Genomic DNA, 15967 nt, shown 5'->3' with positions numbered 1-15967 from the left:
GGCGCTCGCCCTCCGTCTTCGGAGCGCGAGTGCCCGCTGCCCGTACGGCTAGACGGGGAACCGCACCCCTGACCGCGATTCGGCGTCCGCCCATACTGCGGCTCCGAGCTCGGGGTCCGTCGAGCGCGCAGGCGCGTGCATGAGGACGGGGGCACCCGCGAGCCCGAACCGCGGCGCGACGTAACCGCCGTTGGGGGCGTCAGGATCGGCGAACGCGCGCACGGGCTCCCAGGCGCCACGGTCCTTGCCCTGGCCGACCCATCCGGTGAGCCTCTCGAAGACACGCCCAGGTGCAGGGTTCCGGTCGGTGATGCCGGGGCGAGGGCTCGCGTAGGCGCTCGTGGCCCACCCCGGGTGGGCGATGAGCGAGCGGCGCGCATCGCCCACCGCGTCGAGACGGCGCGCGAGCTCGAACCCGAAGATCTGCACCGCGTGCTTGGACGCGGCGTAGGCGCGGAAGCGGGCGTACGCATGCTCAGACCAGAGGTCGTCCGGGTGCAGCCGGCTCATGCGCGTCGAGAGACTGCCGAGGCCCACGACGCGCGCATCCGGGGCGAGCGCAGGGAACAGCAGCGCCGTGAGGGCGAAGTGCCCGAGGAAGTTGCCGCCGATGGCGAGCTCGACACCATCCACGGTGGTTGCGCGATGCCGAGGCGTGAGCACGAGACCCGCGTTGTTCACGAGGCCATGCAGCGGCCGATACGCGGCGAGCGCCGTAGCCGCCTCACGCACCGAGGAGAGCGAGGTGAGGTCGAGCGGCACGTGCGCGAGCTCGGCGCCCGGAACGCGCAGGCGGATGGAGCGCATCGCCGCATCCGTCTTCTCGGCGGATCGCGACGCGATGACGACCCGCGCACCCGCCCCCGCGAGCTGTTCGGAGATGAAGTAGCCGATCCCGGCGTTGCCGCCCGTGACGACGACGGTGCGTCCCGCGAGCGACGGGAGCGCGCGCGGGTCCCAGCTCACTCCGGCGAGGTGCCGCCGGCACCGCTGTTGGCGATGCGCTCGTGGTGGTGGATGACCTCGGCGACCACGAAGGTGAACCACTTCTCGGCGAACTCGGGGTCGAGGTGCGAGTCCTCCGCGAGCGCCCGGAGTCGCGCGATCTGCTCCTTCTCGCGGCCCGGGTCGGAGGCGGGCATGCCGCTCGTGGCCTTCAGTCGCCCGACGGCCTGTGTGAACTTGAAGCGCTCTGCAAGCAGGTGGATGAGCGCCGCATCGATGTTGTCGATGCTCTTGCGGTAGCCCGCGAGTTCGGCGATCGGGTCCTGGTGGAGTGCGTCGGAGGTCACCCTTCGAGAGTAGCGGCCGGATGCGCGAGGAGGGTGGCACCGCCCGTGAAGTCGCCGCGATGCGTGCGTATGATCTCGAGGAGGAGCGCCCGCAGCTGCTGCTCTTCGGCCATCTGGTCGAATCCGTGGCCCTCGAGGTTGTGGATGCGCGCGAAGGTCTCGTCGCCGAGCGGCGTGCGCTCCACAAGCCGGCGGCGCGCATCCGACTCGTCGCGCGTCAGCTTCACGTGCCCGCTCTTGACGAGGTTCTCGACGGTGCGGCTCATGGTCTGCACGGTGACGTGGGCTCCGCGCGCGAGTTCGCTGAGGGCGACCGGCCCGGAGCCGGTCAGGTGCAGCACGATGAGGCCCGCGCGGCTGAGGTCGAGATCTTCGAGTGTGCGGCGCCACGCCTGCTCGACGGAGCGCGCGGCGACGGAGAGGAGCCGCCCAGTGGGCCAGTCGGACATCTCGTCGTGCATGAGCGCTCCTTACGGGTCTACAATCTAGTTTACTCAGTTTGCTTACCTTTGGAGAGAATCCGTGGAGAATTCGCCCGACAAGCGCCGCTGGCTCGGCCTCGTCGTCATCTCTGTGGCCGTGTCGCTGATCATCGTCGACTCGACCATCGTCAACGTCGCCATCCCCGCCGTCGTCGATGATCTCGACATCACCTCCACTCAAGTGCAGTGGGTGCAGGAGTCCTACACGCTCGTCTTCGCGGCGCTGCTGCTCGTGTTCGGCACGATCGCCGACCGCATCGGCCGACGACGCATGCTCATCCTCGGCGTCATCATCTTCGGCGCCTCGAGCGTGCTCGCCGCACTCGCCGGCAGCGGCGAGCTCCTCATCGCCTCGCGCGTCGTGCAGGGCGTCGGCGGCGCCATGATCCTGCCCACCACCCTCTCCCTCGTGAACGCCAACTTCACCGGCCGCGAGCGCGGCATCGCGTTCGCCATCTGGGGCTCCACCATCGGCGGCATGGCTGCCGTCGGTCCGCTCCTCGGCGGCTGGCTGACGACCGCGTTCTCGTGGCGCTGGGCGTTCGGCATCAACGTGCCGCTCGGCATCATCATCATCATCGGCGCGCTCCTGTGGGTGCGCGAGTCGAAGGCACCGCAGCCGGGTCGGCTCGACCTCGTCGGAGCCGCGCTCTCGGTCGTGCTGTTCACGAGCTTCGTCTTCGGCCTCATCGAAGGCCGCACGTTCGGCTGGTGGGAGTCGGAGAAGGTCCCGGACTTCTGGACACTCGGCATCTCGCCCATCCCGTTCGTGTTCGCCCTCTCCCTCGTCGCGCTCGTCGCCTTCATCGCCTGGGGTCTGCACCGCCAGAAGCAGGGCAAGTCGACGATGATCGCCTTCTCGCTCTTCCGGCTCACCTCGTTCCGCAACGGCAACATCACCGCGCTCCTCGTCTCGCTCGGCGAATTCGGCATCATCCTGTCGCTGCCGCTGTGGCTGCAGAACGCACTCGGCTACGACGCGCTGCACGTGGGCTTCCTGTTGCTGACGCTCGCGGGCGGCTCGTTCCTCGCCTCCGGCGCCGCCGGCAGCATGGTCGGCAAGGTCGCGCCCGTCTGGACGGTGCGCATGGGTCTGCTGTCCGAGATCATCGGACTCGGGATCCTCGCCGCGTTCATCTCGCTCGACGCGCAGTGGTGGCAGCTGGGCATCGGCCTCGCGGTCTACGGCTTCGGCGTGGGCCTCGCGACCGCCCAGCTCACCGGCGTGATCCTCGCGGATGTGCCGATCGAGCAGAGCGGTCAGGCGTCGGGCACGCAGTCGACGTCGCGCCAGGTGGGCTCGGCCCTCGGCATCGCGATCCTCGGAACGGTGCTCTTCGGTTCGCTCGGCGCGAGCCTCGACGCGAAGCTGCCGGATTCGCTTCCGGCCGAGACCCGCACCGAGATCGTCGACGTCGTCGTCGACAGTGCGGGCGCAGCCATCCCGGGTCTCGAGCAGCAGTCGCCGATCGTCGCCCAGATCGCCCGCGAGGCGTTCACGGATGCGGCCCGCTGGAACGCGATCACCGCCATGGGGTTCCTCGTGGTCGGTCTGCTCGCGACACTCTCACTCGGTGCGTCGGCGACCCGCCGCGACGGCGCCGCCACGACGCCGCCCGAGACCGAGCCCGCCGCGTCATCGTCATCGAGCAGGTAGATAGGTGATCGCTCATCCACCTACGATCGTGTCGACGGCTTCACCCGCGAAGCCCCGACAGACAGAGGACACCATGGGACTCGACGATCTCGCCAAGCAGGCCTCCGGCCTCTTCGAGCAGAACAAGGACACCATCGCGGCGGCGCTCAAGAGCGAACAGGCAGAGGGCATCAGCGACACCGCACTCGACGCGGCCGCCGACTTCGCCAACAAGCTCACGGGCGGCAAGTTCGCCGAGCAGGTCGACGGCGTGCGCGACGCAGCGGACAAGGCTGTCGGCACCGAATGACGCCGACGCAGAGGCCCCGGATGCACATCGCGTCCGGGGCCTCTGCGCATCCGAAGACCGACCTCAGCTCGCGAGGTAGCTGACGGGAGCGTCGCCCCACTCGGCGAGGCGGCGCTCGAGGCCCGCCCGCACCTCAGGCCACTCGTCGGCCAGCACCGAGTAGATCGCGGTGTCGCGCCACGTGCCGTCAGCCCGGGGCCGATCGCGGCGCGCGACACCCTCGAAGGTCGCGCCGAGCTTCGCGATCGCGGCACGGGAACGCTCGTTGAGCGCATCCGCCTGAAGCTTCACCCGACCGAATCCGTGATCGAATGCGGTGCCGAGAAGGAGCAGCTTCGCCTCGACGTTGACCTGCGTACCCCAGACCCAGGGAGCGTAGGCCGTCCATCCGATGTGCGCGGCCCCGTTCAGGGGTTCGAAGTCGGCGAGGGTCGAGGTTCCGACCACATCCCCGGCGTGGGGTCCGGAGGCGATCCGCACGACATACGTGTTGCCGCTCGCGTACGGGAAGTACTGCGGCGCCCACTCGGCGAACGCGGCCTCATCCGCGGGGAGACCGGCGGGGCCGCCGCCGTATCCGCCCGCGAACACCTCCGGATGCCCGAGCGCCCGCCAGAGCGCGGGCACATCATCGAGCGCGAACGGATCGAGGCGGATGAACCGGCCGGCGAGGGGCACGCGTGGTGGTGAGGTCGCGGTCACCCGCCCATCCAATCACCGGCACATGCTTCGGGGCGACCGGTCCAGGCACAGACCGGTCGCCCCGAGATCTCAGGAGAGGCAGCTCAGTGGGAGCTGGCCTTCTCGGCTCCGATGCCGGTGAGCGAACGCACCTCCATCTCGGACTGCTTCGCCGGGTCCTCCGTGGACTTCGACACGAGCGTCGCGATCCATCCGGCGAGGAACGCCAGCGGGATCGACACGATGCCGGGGTTCGACAACGGCCAGATGGCGAAGTCGGCACCCGGGATCATCGACGTCTCAGCACCCGAGACGACCGGCGAGAGCGCGATGAGGAGAATCGCCGAGCCGAGGCCCGTGTACATCGACCACAGGGCGCCCGCCGTGTTGAAGCGCTTCCAGAACAGCGAGTAGACGATCGTCGGCAGGTTCGCGGATGCGGCGACCGCGAACGCGAGCGCCACCAGGAACGCGACATTCTGCCCGTTCGCGGCGATGCCGCCGAGGATCGCGACGATGCCGATGATCACCACGGTGCGGCGCGCGACCTTGACCTCGTCGGTGGCATCCGCCTTGCCCTTCTTCACGACGCTCGCGTAGATGTCGTGGGCGAAGGATGCGGCGGCCGTGATCGTGAGGCCCGCGACCACCGCGAGGATCGTCGCGAACGCGATCGCCGAGATGAGGCCCAGCAGCAGCGGCCCGCCGAGCTCGAACGCGAGCAGCGGGGCCGCCGAGTTCGCGCCGCCCGGAGCTGCCTTGATCGTCTCCGCGCCGATGAGGGCGGCGGCGCCGTAGCCGAGCACGAGGGTGAACACGTAGAAGATGCCGATGAGCCAGATCGCCCACACGACGCTGCGACGCGCCTCCTTCGCCGTCGGCACCGTGTAGAAGCGCATCAGCACGTGCGGCAGGGCCGCGGTGCCGAGCACGAGCGCGAGGCCGAGCGAGAGGAAGTCGAGCTGCGTGAGCGCGCTGAGGCCGTACTGCTTGCCCGGCGCGAGGATGTCGTCGCTGCCGGCCATGGCGACCGCGTTCTCGAGCAGCGTCGAGAGGTTGAAGCCGTTGAGCGCGAGCACCCAGATCGTCATGACGCCCGCACCCACGATGAGCAGGAACGCCTTGATGATCTGCACCCACGTGGTGCCCTTCATGCCACCCACGAGCACGTAGATGATCATGAGCGCGCCGACGACCGCGATGACGACGCCCTGACCGACCTTGTCGGGGATCCCGAGCAGCAGCGAGACGAGACCGCCCGCTCCCGCCATCTGCGCGAGCAGGTAGAAGAAGCACACCACGAGGGTCGTGGTCGCGGCGGCGATGCGCACCGGCTTCTGCTTGAGACGGAACGAGAGCACGTCCGCCATCGTGAAGCGGCCCGTGTTGCGCAGCAGCTCGGCGACGAGCAGCAGAGCGACGAGCCAGGCGACGAGGAAGCCGATCGAGTAGAGGAACCCGTCGTAGCCGTTGATCGCGATGGCGCCGCAGATGCCGAGGAACGACGCCGCGGAGAGGTAGTCGCCCGCGATCGCGGTGCCGTTCTGCGGCCCGGAGAAGGATCGGCCGGCGGCGTAGTAGTCGGCGGCGGTCTTGTTGTTCCGGCTGGCCCGGAACACGATGATCATCGTCACGAGCACGAAGGCTCCGAAGATCGCGATGTTGAGCCAGGGGTCGCCGGGCGCGGTGGTGGCCATCTGGGCGGTGGGCAGGGTCATCGACGGACCTCCGAGGTTGCGGCCTCGCGCAGCTCTTCAGCGAGGGGGTCGAGCTTCCGGTTGGCGTACGAGACGTAGATCATCGTGATCGCGAAGGTCGTGACGACCTGCGCGAGACCGATCAGAAGTCCCACATTGACGAGCCCGAAGACCGGCGTCGCCATGAATTCGGGCGCGTAGCCCGCGAGCAGCACGTACGCGAGATACCAGAGCAGCGCGACCGCGAGCACGGGGAACACGAACGATCGGTGCCGCTTGCGCAGCTCCTGGAATTTCTCGGACTGCTGGATGGCGACGAAGTCGACATCCTGTTCTGCGACTGGGGTGGGGGCTTCGTCGCCCATCGTCTCTCCTCATCCGCCGCGCACCATTGCGCGACCGTCTCGTGTGACTGCGGAACACTCTGGAACCGCAGCGCAGCCGACGCATCTCCCTGCCGCTGCTCGTCGCCGGACGGACGCGAGCGTGCGACGAACGGCAGTGCGCGCACGATGAATGAACGGTTAAGGTGACGGAATGGCCGAATCGGTGTCGAGCGGGCTGGTGATCGCAGTCACCGTGGCGCTCCTCGGCGTGGCCGGATATCTGGTGGCTCGGCGTCTTGCCCGTGGCAAGGGCGAGCTGGGCACGGAGGCGGAGCGGGCGCGTTTCACCACGCTGCACCTCGCCACACGGGCCGCCGAGCACCTGCGGGCAGGCCTCGATGAGGGCGACACGACGCGTGCCGCCCGCGACCTGCGCGCGATGCTCGAGGTGGAGGCGCTCGCGCTCGTGAACACCGAGGCGCTGCTCGCGGTCGACGGACGCGATGAGCTGGGCCGCATCGCCGTGCCGATCGCGCTCGCCCACACGGCGTCGAAACCGCACCTGCATCGCGCAGTCACCGGCCAGGGCCGCGACGCGCTGGATGCCGTCTCGGCGCCGATCGTGCGGGGAGGCGAGAGGGCCGGCACGCTCGTGGCGTTCGTGCGCAAGGCGCGACCCGGCCTCATCCGGGCGGTCGGGGAGGCGGCGCGCTGGGTGTCGATGCAGCTCGAGCTCGGGGAGCTCGACGCGTCGCGGACCGCCCTCGCCGAAGCAGAGGTGAAGGCGCTGCGCGCGCAGATCAGCCCCCACTTCATCTACAACGCCCTCACCGCGATCGCCTCCTTCATCCACACCGACCCCGCGAAAGCCCGCGAGCTCGTCGTCGAATTCGCCGACTTCACCCGCTACAGCTTCCGCCGCCACGGCGACTTCACGACGATCGCCGAAGAGCTGCGCAGCGTCGACGGCTACCTGCGGCTCGAGCGGGCGCGCTTCGGCGAGCGCCTGCAGGTGACACTGCAGATCGCGCCCGAGCTGCTCGCCACGGTCATCCCGTTCCTGTCGGTGCAGCCGCTCGTCGAGAACGCGGTGCGCCACGGGCTCGAGCGCAAAGAGGGCGGCGGGCGCGTCACGATCACCGCGACGGATGACGGCGCCTACGCGCTCATCACGGTCGAAGACGACGGCGTGGGCATCGATCCGGAGTTCGCCCGCTCGGTGCTCGCCGGGCGCGCGGGAGACCACGTGGGCCTGCGCAACGTCGACACGCGCCTGCGGCAGGTGTACGGCGACTCGTTCGGTCTCGTCGTCGACACAGCCGTCGGTGCGGGCACGCTCGTGTCGATGCGCGTGCCGAAATCGCAGCCGCTGCGCGCGGGACAGGGGAGGCTGGTCGCATGATCTCGGTGCTCATCGCCGACGACGAACCGCCGGCGCTCGACGAGCTCGCGTACCTGCTCGGGCAGGATCCGCGCATCACAGCCATCCATCGGGCAGCGTCGGGGGCGGAGGCGGTGCGGCTGCTGTCGGAGCGCACCGTGGATGCGGCGTTCCTCGACATCCACATGCCGGGACTGTCGGGCTTCGACCTCGCGCGGGCGCTCACGCGCTTCGAGAAGCGCCCCGCCCTCGTGTTCGTGACCGCCGACGAAGATCAGGCGCTCGCGGCGTTCGAGTTCGCAGCCGTCGACTACCTGCTCAAACCCGTGCGGCTGGAGCGCCTCACCCGCACCCTCGACCGGATCATCGACGGCGGCCACACGACGGCGACCGGATCCATCCAGCGACCCGAGCTCGTGGCGGTGACGCTCGGCGGCACCACGCGCATGATCCGCCGCGACGACGTGCGCTACGTGCAGGCTCAGGGCGACTACGCGCGCCTCCACACCGAGGATTCGAGCTACCTGGTGCGCATCCCGCTGTCGGATCTGGAACGCCAGTGGGCTGAGGCGGGATTCCTGCGGGTGCACCGCTCGTACCTCGTGCAGCTCGACCACGTGTCGCGGCTGCGGGGCACGCCCGGCAGCGCGACGGTGACGATCGGCGCCGTCGAGCTGCCCGTCTCGCGGCGCCTTCTGCCGGCGCTGCGCGAAGCGATCGACACCCGACGACTGCGGGCGGGCGGATGACGGACGCACCTGACCTGGACGTCGAGGCCCCCCGCCCCACTCGTGTGCGCGTGACCGCCCCCCGAGCCGGCACCGAGCCGCCGGTCCCCGCCCCGACCACGGAGGCGAGCGATCCGTCGGCGCTGTACATCCGCTCCCTCATCCGGTCGCAGCGGCGACTCGGGATCGTGTGCGCGGTGGCGTTCGGGGTCGTGCTCATCGCCGTGCCGACCGTGTTCACGCTGCTGCCCTGGCTCGACGAGGCGCGGGTGTGCGCCGTCCCGGCCTCCTGGATCGTGCTGGGCGCTGGGCTGTTCCCCGTGATCCTCGCGATCGCCGCGCTGTACGAACGCGCCGCGAACCGCAACGAAGCCCGCTACCGTTCGCTCGCCGACGACGCGGACGACGACGCATGAACCCGCTGCTCGGCTACGGCTCGATCGCCGCCGTGACGATCGCGACCGTGCTCATCGGCTTCTACGGGGTGCGCCTGTCGCGCACCACGAGCGACTTCTACGTGGCGAGCCGCACCGTGCGTCCGTGGCTCAACGCCTCCGCGATCGGCGGCGAGTACCTGTCGGCGGCGAGCGTGCTGGGCATCGCCGGGCTCGTGCTGCTGCAGGGCGAGGCGGCGCTGTGGTTCCCCATCGGCTACACCGCCGGGTATCTCATGCTGCTGCTGTTCGTGGCGGCACCGCTGCGGCGATCGGGTGCGTACACGGTGCCGGACTTCACCGAGGCTCGGCTCGAATCCCGTGCGGTGCGCCGCGTCACCTCGGTGCTCGTGATCCTCATCGGGTGGCTGTACATCGTGCCGCAGCTGCAGGGGGCAGCCCTCACCATCGGCATCACGACGGGGCTGCCGCGCTGGACGGGCGCGGTCGCCGTCGCGGTCATCGTGGGCGTCGTGGTGGCCGCGGGCGGCATGCGCTCCATCACCTTCGTGCAGGCGTTCCAGTACTGGCTGAAGCTCACGGCGGTGGCCGCGCCGGTCGTGTTCATCATGCTGCTGCAGCCGGGCGCGGAGCTGGATGCCCGCGCCGTCGCCGACGCGTTCCCGCCGTTCGCGGTGTCGGATCCGGAATCGATCTACCGGACCGTCTCGCTCATGGTCGCGCTGCTGCTCGGCACCCTCGGCCTGCCGCATGTTCTCGTGCGGTTCTACACGAACCCCGACGGCCGCGCGGCCAGGCGCACGACCCTCATCGTGTTGGGACTGCTGAGCGTCTTCTACCTGTTCCCGGTCGCGATCGGGATGCTCGGGCGTGTCTTCCTGCCGGAGCTCGCTGCGGGCGATCCGGATGCGCTCGTGCTGCTGCTGCCGCGCGCGGTGCTGCCGTCGCCGCTCGCGGAGGCCGTGACGGCACTCGTGATCGCGGGCGCGTTCGGCGCGTTCCTGTCGACGAGTTCCGGGCTCGTCGTCTCGCTCGCGGGCGTCGTGTCGCAGGAGCTCTTCGCGGGCTCGGTGCGCGGGTTCCGGATCGCCGCACTCGGCTCGGTGCTCGTGCCGCTCGCGATCGCGGGCATCACCGAGTCGGCGGGGCTCGCCGGATCCGTGGGGCTCGTCTTCGCGTTCACAGCGTCGACGCTCTGCCCCGCGCTCGTGCTCGGCATCTGGTGGCGTGGCCTCACCGCGCGGGGGGCCGTGGCGGGGATGCTCACAGGCGCGGTGGCGTGCGGTGGGGCGATCCTGTTCGGCTGGGCGGTGCCCGCAGACACGATGGCGGCGCACCTGCTGGCGCAGCCCGCAGCATGGTCGGTGCCGCTCGCCGCGCTCGTGATGGTGCTCGTGTCGCGCGCTGACCGCGGCCGGGCGCCGCGAGGCGTCGAGCGCTTCCTCGCCCGCATCCACGTGCCCGAGCGCTGACCCGCGCCCCGCTCGCTCGTCCCTCCGCGCCCCGCCCCCGCGTCCCGGCACCCCTCCGCGCCCCGCCCCCTCCGCGCCCCTCTGCGCCCCTCTGGTCCCCTCTGGTCCCCGCGTTCCGGGGAGGGGTCGCAAATCACCAGCGACACGCCGGGAGACCTGTCATTTGCGACCCCTCACCGAGGGAGAGGCCGCCGGAGCCCCACGGGAAAGCAGAGGGCCCGGATGCGCGCAGCATCCGGGCCCTCGTCAGATCAGAGCGAGCTCAGTCGAGCAGGTCGTGACGCACGACGATCGCGTCGCGGCCGGGGCCGACGCCGATAGCCGAGATGCGCGAACCCGACATCGCCTCCACGGCGAGCACGTAGTCCTGCGCGTTCTTCGGCAGATCCTCGAAGCGGCGCACACCCGTGATGTCCTCCGACCATCCGGGGAACTCCTCGTAGATGGGCTTCGCGTGGTGGAAGTCGGACTGGTTGACGGGCACCTCGTCGAAGCGGACGCCGTCGACGTCGTACGCGACGCACACGGGGATCGTCTCGAGGCCGGTGAGCACGTCGAGCTTCGTGAGCACGAAGTCGGTGACGCCGTTGATGCGCGCCGAGTAGCGCGCGATGGGGGCGTCGTACCAGCCGCAGCGGCGGGGGCGACCCGTGGTGGTGCCGAACTCGAAGCCAGCCGAGCGCAGGAACTCGCCGCTCTCGTCGAAGAGCTCCGTGGGGAACGGACCCGCGCCGACGCGCGTCGTGTACGCCTTGACGACGGCGATCACGCGGTCGAAGCGGTTGGGGGCGACACCGGATCCGGTGGCAGCGCCGCCGGAGGTGGCATTCGACGACGTGACGAACGGGTAGGTGCCGTGGTCGACGTCGAGCATCGTGGCCTGGCCGCCCTCGAAGAGCACCGTCTTGCCAGCGTCGAGCGCGCGGTTGAGCTCGAGCGCGGTGTCGGCGACCATCGGCCGCAGGCGGTCGACGTAGCTCAGCAGGTCCTCGACGACCGAGTCGGCCGTGATGGCGCGACGGTTGTAGACCTTGACGAGCAGGTGGTTCTTGACGTCGAGGGCGCCCTCGACCTTCTGACGCAGGATGTTCTCGTCGAAGAGGTCCTGCATCCGGATGCCGACGCGGTTGATCTTGTCGGCGTAGGCGGGGCCGATGCCGCGGCCGGTGGTGCCGATCTGACGCTTGCCGAGGAAGCGCTCGGTGACCTTGTCGATCGTGCGGTGGTACTGCGTGATGACGTGGGCGTTCGCCGAGACGAGGAGCTTGGAGACGTCGACGCCGCGGGCGCTGAGCGCCTCGAGCTCGCTGAAGAGCACCTCGATGTCGACGACGACGCCGTTGGCGATGACGGGCGTCACACCGGGGCTCAGGATGCCCGACGGCAGCAGGTGCAGCGCGTACTTCTGGTCGCCGATGACGACGGTGTGGCCGGCGTTGTTGCCGCCATTGAACTTGACGACGTAGTCGACGCGGTCGCCGAGCAGGTCGGTCGCCTTGCCCTTGCCTTCATCGCCCCATTGGGCGCCGATGAGAACGACTGCGGGCATGCCTGTCTCCCTTGTTTCGAAGTGGGGATTACACCCCAGCCTATCGAACGTTCCGCGCGAGGAGGCCGGATGTCAGTTCGCGGGGACCCGCTGCCGCACCCATTCGTGCATCACGATGGCCGCCGCGGCCGCCGCGTTGATGCTCCGCGTCGACCCGAACTGACGGATCTCGACGTGCGCGTCGGCGGCGGCGAGCGCCGCATCCGTGAGCCCTGGGCCCTCCTGGCCGAAGAGCAGCACACACCGCTCGGGCATCGCGAAGGCGTCGACGGGCACGGCCCCGTCGAGGTTGTCGACCGCGATGATCATGAGCCCTTCGCCCTGCGCCCACGCGGTGAAGTCCTCGATCGTCGGGTGGTGGATGACGTGCTGGTAGCGGTCGGTGACCATCGCGCCGCGGCGGTTCCACCGGCGGTTGCCGATGATGTGCACGGCGTCGGCGAGGAAGGCGTTGGCGGTGCGGACGATGGAGCCGATGTTGAGGTCGTGCTGCCAGTTCTCGATCGCGACGTGGAAGGGGTGCCGACGCGCGTCGAGGTCGGCGACGATCGCGTCGAGTCGCCAGTACCGGTACTGGTCGACGACGTTGCGCGCATCGCCGTTCTCGAGCAGCTCGGGGTCGTAGCGCTCATCGACCGGCCAGGCACCACGCCCGCCCGGCCAGGGCCCCACGCCGACGGGTGCGCGATCCGACTCGTTGTCCACCATCCGAGGGTACGGCCCCTGGCACAGGAGGAGCTGTCGGCTTCGGGAGCGACGGGTCGACACCCGGCTCGCCTCGCGCGGCCCTCCCCGTGTGGGCTGTTAACCTCAGCCCATGCCCGCCGACACGATCTGGACTCCGGATGCGTGGCACGCGCACAGCCCCGACACCGTCGTGTGGGGTGACAATCTCGAGGTCGTCCGCAGCCTGCCGAGCGGCAGCTTCCGCGTCATCTACCTCGATCCGCCCTTCAACACCGGGCGCACCCAGAAGCACCGCGCGGTCGACACCATCCGCGACCCGGAGGGCGCCAAGCACGGCTTCGGCGGCAACCGCTACCGCACCGTCGTGCGCACCCTCTACGGCTACGACGACCGCTTCGAGGACTACTGGGGCTTCCTCGAACCGCGGCTCGCCGAGGCGTGGCGGCTGCTCGACGAGCGCGGCACCCTCTACCTGCACCTCGACTACCGCGAGGCGCACTACGCCAAGGTGGCGCTCGACGCCCTGTTCGGGCGCGAGTGCTTCCTCAACGAGCTCATCTGGGCGTACGACTTCGGCGGCAAGACCAACAAGCGCTGGCCGGCCAAACACGACACGATCCTCGTCTACGTGAAGGATCCGGAGCTCTACCACTTCGACAACGCCGAGGTGGATCGCGAGCCCTACATGGCACCGGGGCTCGTCACCCCCGAGAAGGTGGAGCGCGGCAAGCTGCCGACCGACGTCTGGTGGCACACGATCGTCGCCACGGGCGGCGCCGAGCGCACCGGCTACCCCACCCAGAAGCCCGAGGGCATCATCCGTCGCATGGTCGCCGCGTCGAGCGAGAAGGGCGACGCCGTGCTCGACATGTTCGCCGGATCCGGCACCATGGGTGCGGTCGCGCGCGACCTCGAGCGGCGATTCCTGCTCATCGACGCCAACCTCGCCGCGGTCGAGGTGATGCGCTCCCGACTGCCGCATGCGCGCATCCTCGAGACGCCGATCGAGACGGACGCGGCGGATGCAGACGACGCGGACGACGCGGACGACATCGGCGCATCGGAGATCGCCGCCGCCATATAGCGCGCGTCATCCGCTGTCACACGACCCGTGACCAGGCGCATGATGGAGGGACGCAGAGCATCACGCGAAGCCTCGCGTCCGGGTTCGAACCGGACACCGCCTGCGATTCCATCCGACACGGCACCGCCGTACACGCAAAGGAGTCGCTCATGACAGGGCGCATCGAGACCACGACCGCCGGCAGCCTCCCCCGCACGCCCGAGCTGATCGCCGCGAACCGCGCGCGCACGTTCGCCGACGACGGGTTCACCCTGCAGCGCACCCCCGAGTTCGACGCACTCGTCGCCGACGCCGTGGGCGGGCTCGTAGCCCAGCAGAAGGCCGCCGGACTCACGCTCGTGGGCGACGGCGAGTTCGGCAAGGCGATGTCGAGCGCCGTCGACTACGGCGCCTGGTGGTCGTACTCGTTCCAGCGCGTCTCGGGCCTCTCCCTCACCGAGGAGAACGCCCTCACCCAGGCCCCCGTGCACTCGGAGCCCGGGCACATCCGCCTCACGTCGTTCACCGACCGCCGCGATCGCGGCGCGTTCCCCGCGGTGTATGCGGACGCCGAGACGGTTCCCACAGGACGCGTGGCGACGCCCTTCCCGAGCGCCACCGGGCCGCTGCGCTACATCGGCCTGGAGGCTGTCGCCGCCGACATCGCCAACCTCAAGGCCGCCCTCGCGGCGAACGACCTCGAGACCGGGTTCATCACGAGCATCGCCCCCGGATCCGCGGCGCGCGTGCTCAACCAGCACTACGCCACCGAGAAGGACTACGTGTGGGCGTGGGCCGAGGCGCTCCGCGAGGAGTACGTGGCGATCATCGAGGCGGGCCTCGTGCTGCAGATCGACGACCCCTCGCTCGCCGAGAACTGGGACCAGATCAACCCCGAGCCGTCGATCGAGGACTACCGCGCCTTCTCACGCGAGAACCTCGAGGCGCTCAACTGGGCGCTGCGCGACCTGCCGCAGGATCAGATCCGCTACCACCTGTGCTGGGGAAGCTGGCACGGTCCCCACACGACGGATCTCGAGTTCCGCCACATCATCGACCTCATGCTCTCCGTGAACGCGGGCGCGTACTCGTTCGAGGCGGCGAACGCCCGCCACGAGCACGAGTGGAAGCTGTGGCGCGACGTCGAGCTGCCCGCGGGCAAGAAGATCCTCCCCGGCGTCGTCGGTCACTCGACGAACGTCGTCGAGCATCCGGAGCTCGTCGCCGACCGCATCGAGGCGTTCGCCTCGGTCGTCGGGCCTCAGAACGTCATCGCCTCGACGGACTGCGGACTCGGCGGTCGCGTGCACCCCGACATCGCCTGGGCGAAGGTCGCCTCGCTCACCGAGGGGGCGCGGATCGCGTCGGAGCGTCTGTTCGGCTGACCCTCCGCCGTGCGGACGGGCGGTGCGGCCATCGGGGTGAGCTCACCTCGATACGCTGGGAGCATGACCACCCATCACGACGGCCGCGCGCACGTCCAGAGCTGGCTGACGGACATGGACGGCGTGCTCGTGCACGAGAACCAGCCGCTGCCGGGAGCGCCCGAGCTCATCCAGCACTGGGTCGACACCGACACCCCGTTCCTCGTGCTCACCAACAACTCGATCTTCACGCCGCGCGACCTCGCGGCGCGACTCCGCGCATCCGGGCTCGACGTGCCCGAGGAGCGCATCTGGACGAGTGCCCTGGCGACCGCCGATTTCTGCAAGAGCCAGATCCCCGGCGGCACCGCGTTCGTCATGGGTGAGGCGGGCCTCACGACAGCGATGCACGAGGCGGGCTTCGTGATGACGGAGACGAACCCCGACTTCGTCGTCGTCGGCGAGACGCGCAACTACTCGTTCGAGGCGATCACCAAGGCGATCCGCTTCATCATCGGCGGCGCGCGCTTCATCGCGACGAACCCCGACGCGACGGGCCCCTCGGCCGAGGGCGTCCTTCCCGCGACGGGTGCGATCGCCGCGCTCATCACGAAGGCGACCGGCAAGGATCCCTACATCGTGGGCAAGCCGAACCCGATGATGTTCCGCTCGGCGATGAACAAGATCGGCGCGCACTCGGAGACCACCGCGATGATCGGCGACCGCATGGACACCGACATCGTCGCCGGCATCGAGGCTGGCCTGCATACGGTCCTCGTGCTCACGGGCATCAGTGACCAGAAGGAGATCGAGCGCTACCCGTTCCGCCCCGACGAGATCCTCCCGGGCGTGCACGAGCTGCTTCCCTGACACCCCGTCACGTGAGAATGCCCCGCGAGCGATC

General features: G+C 69.8%; 17 protein-coding genes. 9 read left to right on the top strand and 8 right to left on the bottom strand.

Going from position 1 to position 15967, the window contains the following annotated elements; genetic code table 11:
• Positions 1-48: 48 nt before the first annotated feature.
• The 3 genes from HCR12_RS00565 to HCR12_RS00555 are packed head-to-tail and all read right to left on the bottom strand — an operon-like array spanning position 49 to position 1753.
• Complete coding sequence (locus tag HCR12_RS00565) at positions 49-966, bottom strand: SDR family NAD(P)-dependent oxidoreductase (RefSeq protein WP_166868416.1); 918 nt, start codon at positions 964-966, stop codon at positions 49-51.
• The gene (locus HCR12_RS00560) at positions 963-1292 is read right to left on the bottom strand and encodes a chorismate mutase (RefSeq protein WP_166868414.1); all 330 of its coding nucleotides are present in this window, start codon (positions 1290-1292) and stop codon (positions 963-965) included. The genes HCR12_RS00565 and HCR12_RS00560 overlap by 4 nt, the downstream gene beginning before the upstream one ends.
• Positions 1289-1753 (bottom strand): MarR family winged helix-turn-helix transcriptional regulator, encoded by a 465-nt coding sequence (locus HCR12_RS00555; protein WP_166868412.1) that lies wholly within the window; start codon positions 1751-1753, stop codon positions 1289-1291. Before HCR12_RS00555 ends, HCR12_RS00560 begins: the two co-directional genes overlap by 4 nt.
• Before the next feature lie 61 nt (positions 1754-1814).
• Here HCR12_RS00555 and HCR12_RS00550 point away from each other — a divergent pair, with 61 nt between their 5' ends.
• Positions 1815-3431: an MFS transporter gene (locus tag HCR12_RS00550; protein WP_166868410.1), complete on the top strand. Its 1617-nt coding sequence runs from the start codon at positions 1815-1817 to the stop codon at positions 3429-3431.
• Positions 3432-3504: 73 nt separating this feature from the next.
• The gene (locus HCR12_RS00545; protein ID WP_166868408.1) at positions 3505-3720 is read left to right on the top strand and encodes an antitoxin; all 216 of its coding nucleotides are present in this window, start codon (positions 3505-3507) and stop codon (positions 3718-3720) included.
• Positions 3721-3783: 63 nt separating this feature from the next.
• Here HCR12_RS00545 and HCR12_RS00540 read toward each other — a convergent pair whose 3' ends face one another.
• From HCR12_RS00540 to HCR12_RS00530, 3 genes are all read right to left on the bottom strand, one after another.
• Positions 3784-4422, bottom strand: coding sequence for a GNAT family N-acetyltransferase (locus HCR12_RS00540; protein ID WP_166868406.1), 639 nt, complete (start codon positions 4420-4422; stop codon positions 3784-3786).
• Positions 4423-4505: 83 nt separating this feature from the next.
• Positions 4506-6119: a solute symporter family protein gene (locus HCR12_RS00535; RefSeq protein ID WP_166868403.1), complete on the bottom strand. Its 1614-nt coding sequence runs from the start codon at positions 6117-6119 to the stop codon at positions 4506-4508.
• Positions 6116-6463, bottom strand: a complete 348-nt coding sequence (locus HCR12_RS00530; RefSeq protein ID WP_166868401.1) for a DUF485 domain-containing protein — start codon at positions 6461-6463, stop codon at positions 6116-6118. Before HCR12_RS00530 ends, HCR12_RS00535 begins: the two co-directional genes overlap by 4 nt.
• A 172-nt stretch (positions 6464-6635) precedes the next feature.
• Between HCR12_RS00530 and HCR12_RS00525 the strand changes: the two genes are divergently transcribed.
• From HCR12_RS00525 to HCR12_RS00510, 4 genes are read left to right on the top strand one after another with little or no spacing between them, the layout of a single operon-like run.
• Positions 6636-7826, top strand: coding sequence for a sensor histidine kinase (locus tag HCR12_RS00525; protein WP_166868399.1), 1191 nt, complete (start codon positions 6636-6638; stop codon positions 7824-7826).
• On the top strand, positions 7823-8554 hold the full coding sequence (locus HCR12_RS00520; protein WP_166868397.1) for a LytR/AlgR family response regulator transcription factor: 732 nt from the start codon (positions 7823-7825) through the stop codon (positions 8552-8554). Before HCR12_RS00525 ends, HCR12_RS00520 begins: the two co-directional genes overlap by 4 nt.
• A 50-nt stretch (positions 8555-8604) precedes the next feature.
• Entirely contained in the window at positions 8605-8949 is a 345-nt protein-coding gene (locus tag HCR12_RS00515; RefSeq protein ID WP_166868395.1) for a DUF485 domain-containing protein, read from the top strand.
• On the top strand, positions 8946-10400 hold the full coding sequence (locus tag HCR12_RS00510; protein WP_166868394.1) for a sodium/solute symporter: 1455 nt from the start codon (positions 8946-8948) through the stop codon (positions 10398-10400). Before HCR12_RS00515 ends, HCR12_RS00510 begins: the two co-directional genes overlap by 4 nt.
• A gap of 262 nt (positions 10401-10662) precedes the next feature.
• Here the strand turns inward: HCR12_RS00510 and HCR12_RS00505 are convergent, their stop codons facing one another.
• Both HCR12_RS00505 and HCR12_RS00500 read right to left on the bottom strand, forming a co-directional pair.
• Positions 10663-11949 (bottom strand): adenylosuccinate synthase, encoded by a 1287-nt coding sequence (locus HCR12_RS00505; protein WP_166868392.1) that lies wholly within the window; start codon positions 11947-11949, stop codon positions 10663-10665.
• Positions 11950-12021: 72 nt separating this feature from the next.
• Entirely contained in the window at positions 12022-12654 is a 633-nt protein-coding gene (locus HCR12_RS00500; protein WP_370589318.1) for a TrmH family RNA methyltransferase, read from the bottom strand.
• 112 nt (positions 12655-12766) lie between these two features.
• On the opposite strand from HCR12_RS00500, the gene HCR12_RS00495 reads away from it, so the two are divergent.
• The 3 genes from HCR12_RS00495 to HCR12_RS00485 all read left to right on the top strand — a co-directional run bounded on the left by HCR12_RS00495 (position 12767) and on the right by HCR12_RS00485 (position 15933).
• Entirely contained in the window at positions 12767-13720 is a 954-nt protein-coding gene (locus HCR12_RS00495) for a DNA-methyltransferase (RefSeq protein ID WP_166868388.1), read from the top strand.
• Between the two features lie 149 nt (positions 13721-13869).
• The gene (locus HCR12_RS00490; RefSeq protein ID WP_166868386.1) at positions 13870-15084 is read left to right on the top strand and encodes a cobalamin-independent methionine synthase II family protein; all 1215 of its coding nucleotides are present in this window, start codon (positions 13870-13872) and stop codon (positions 15082-15084) included.
• A gap of 63 nt (positions 15085-15147) precedes the next feature.
• Positions 15148-15933, top strand: a complete 786-nt coding sequence (locus HCR12_RS00485) for an HAD-IIA family hydrolase (RefSeq protein ID WP_166868384.1) — start codon at positions 15148-15150, stop codon at positions 15931-15933.
• The last annotated feature ends 34 nt before the right edge of the window (positions 15934-15967 follow it).

The sequence above is a fragment of the Salinibacterium sp. ZJ70 genome (genome assembly GCF_011751865.2).
Taxonomy (GTDB): domain Bacteria; phylum Actinomycetota; class Actinomycetes; order Actinomycetales; family Microbacteriaceae; genus Homoserinibacter.
The sequence above is the reverse complement of the archived record's forward strand: the minus strand, read 5'-3'. Positions and strand labels throughout refer to the sequence as shown.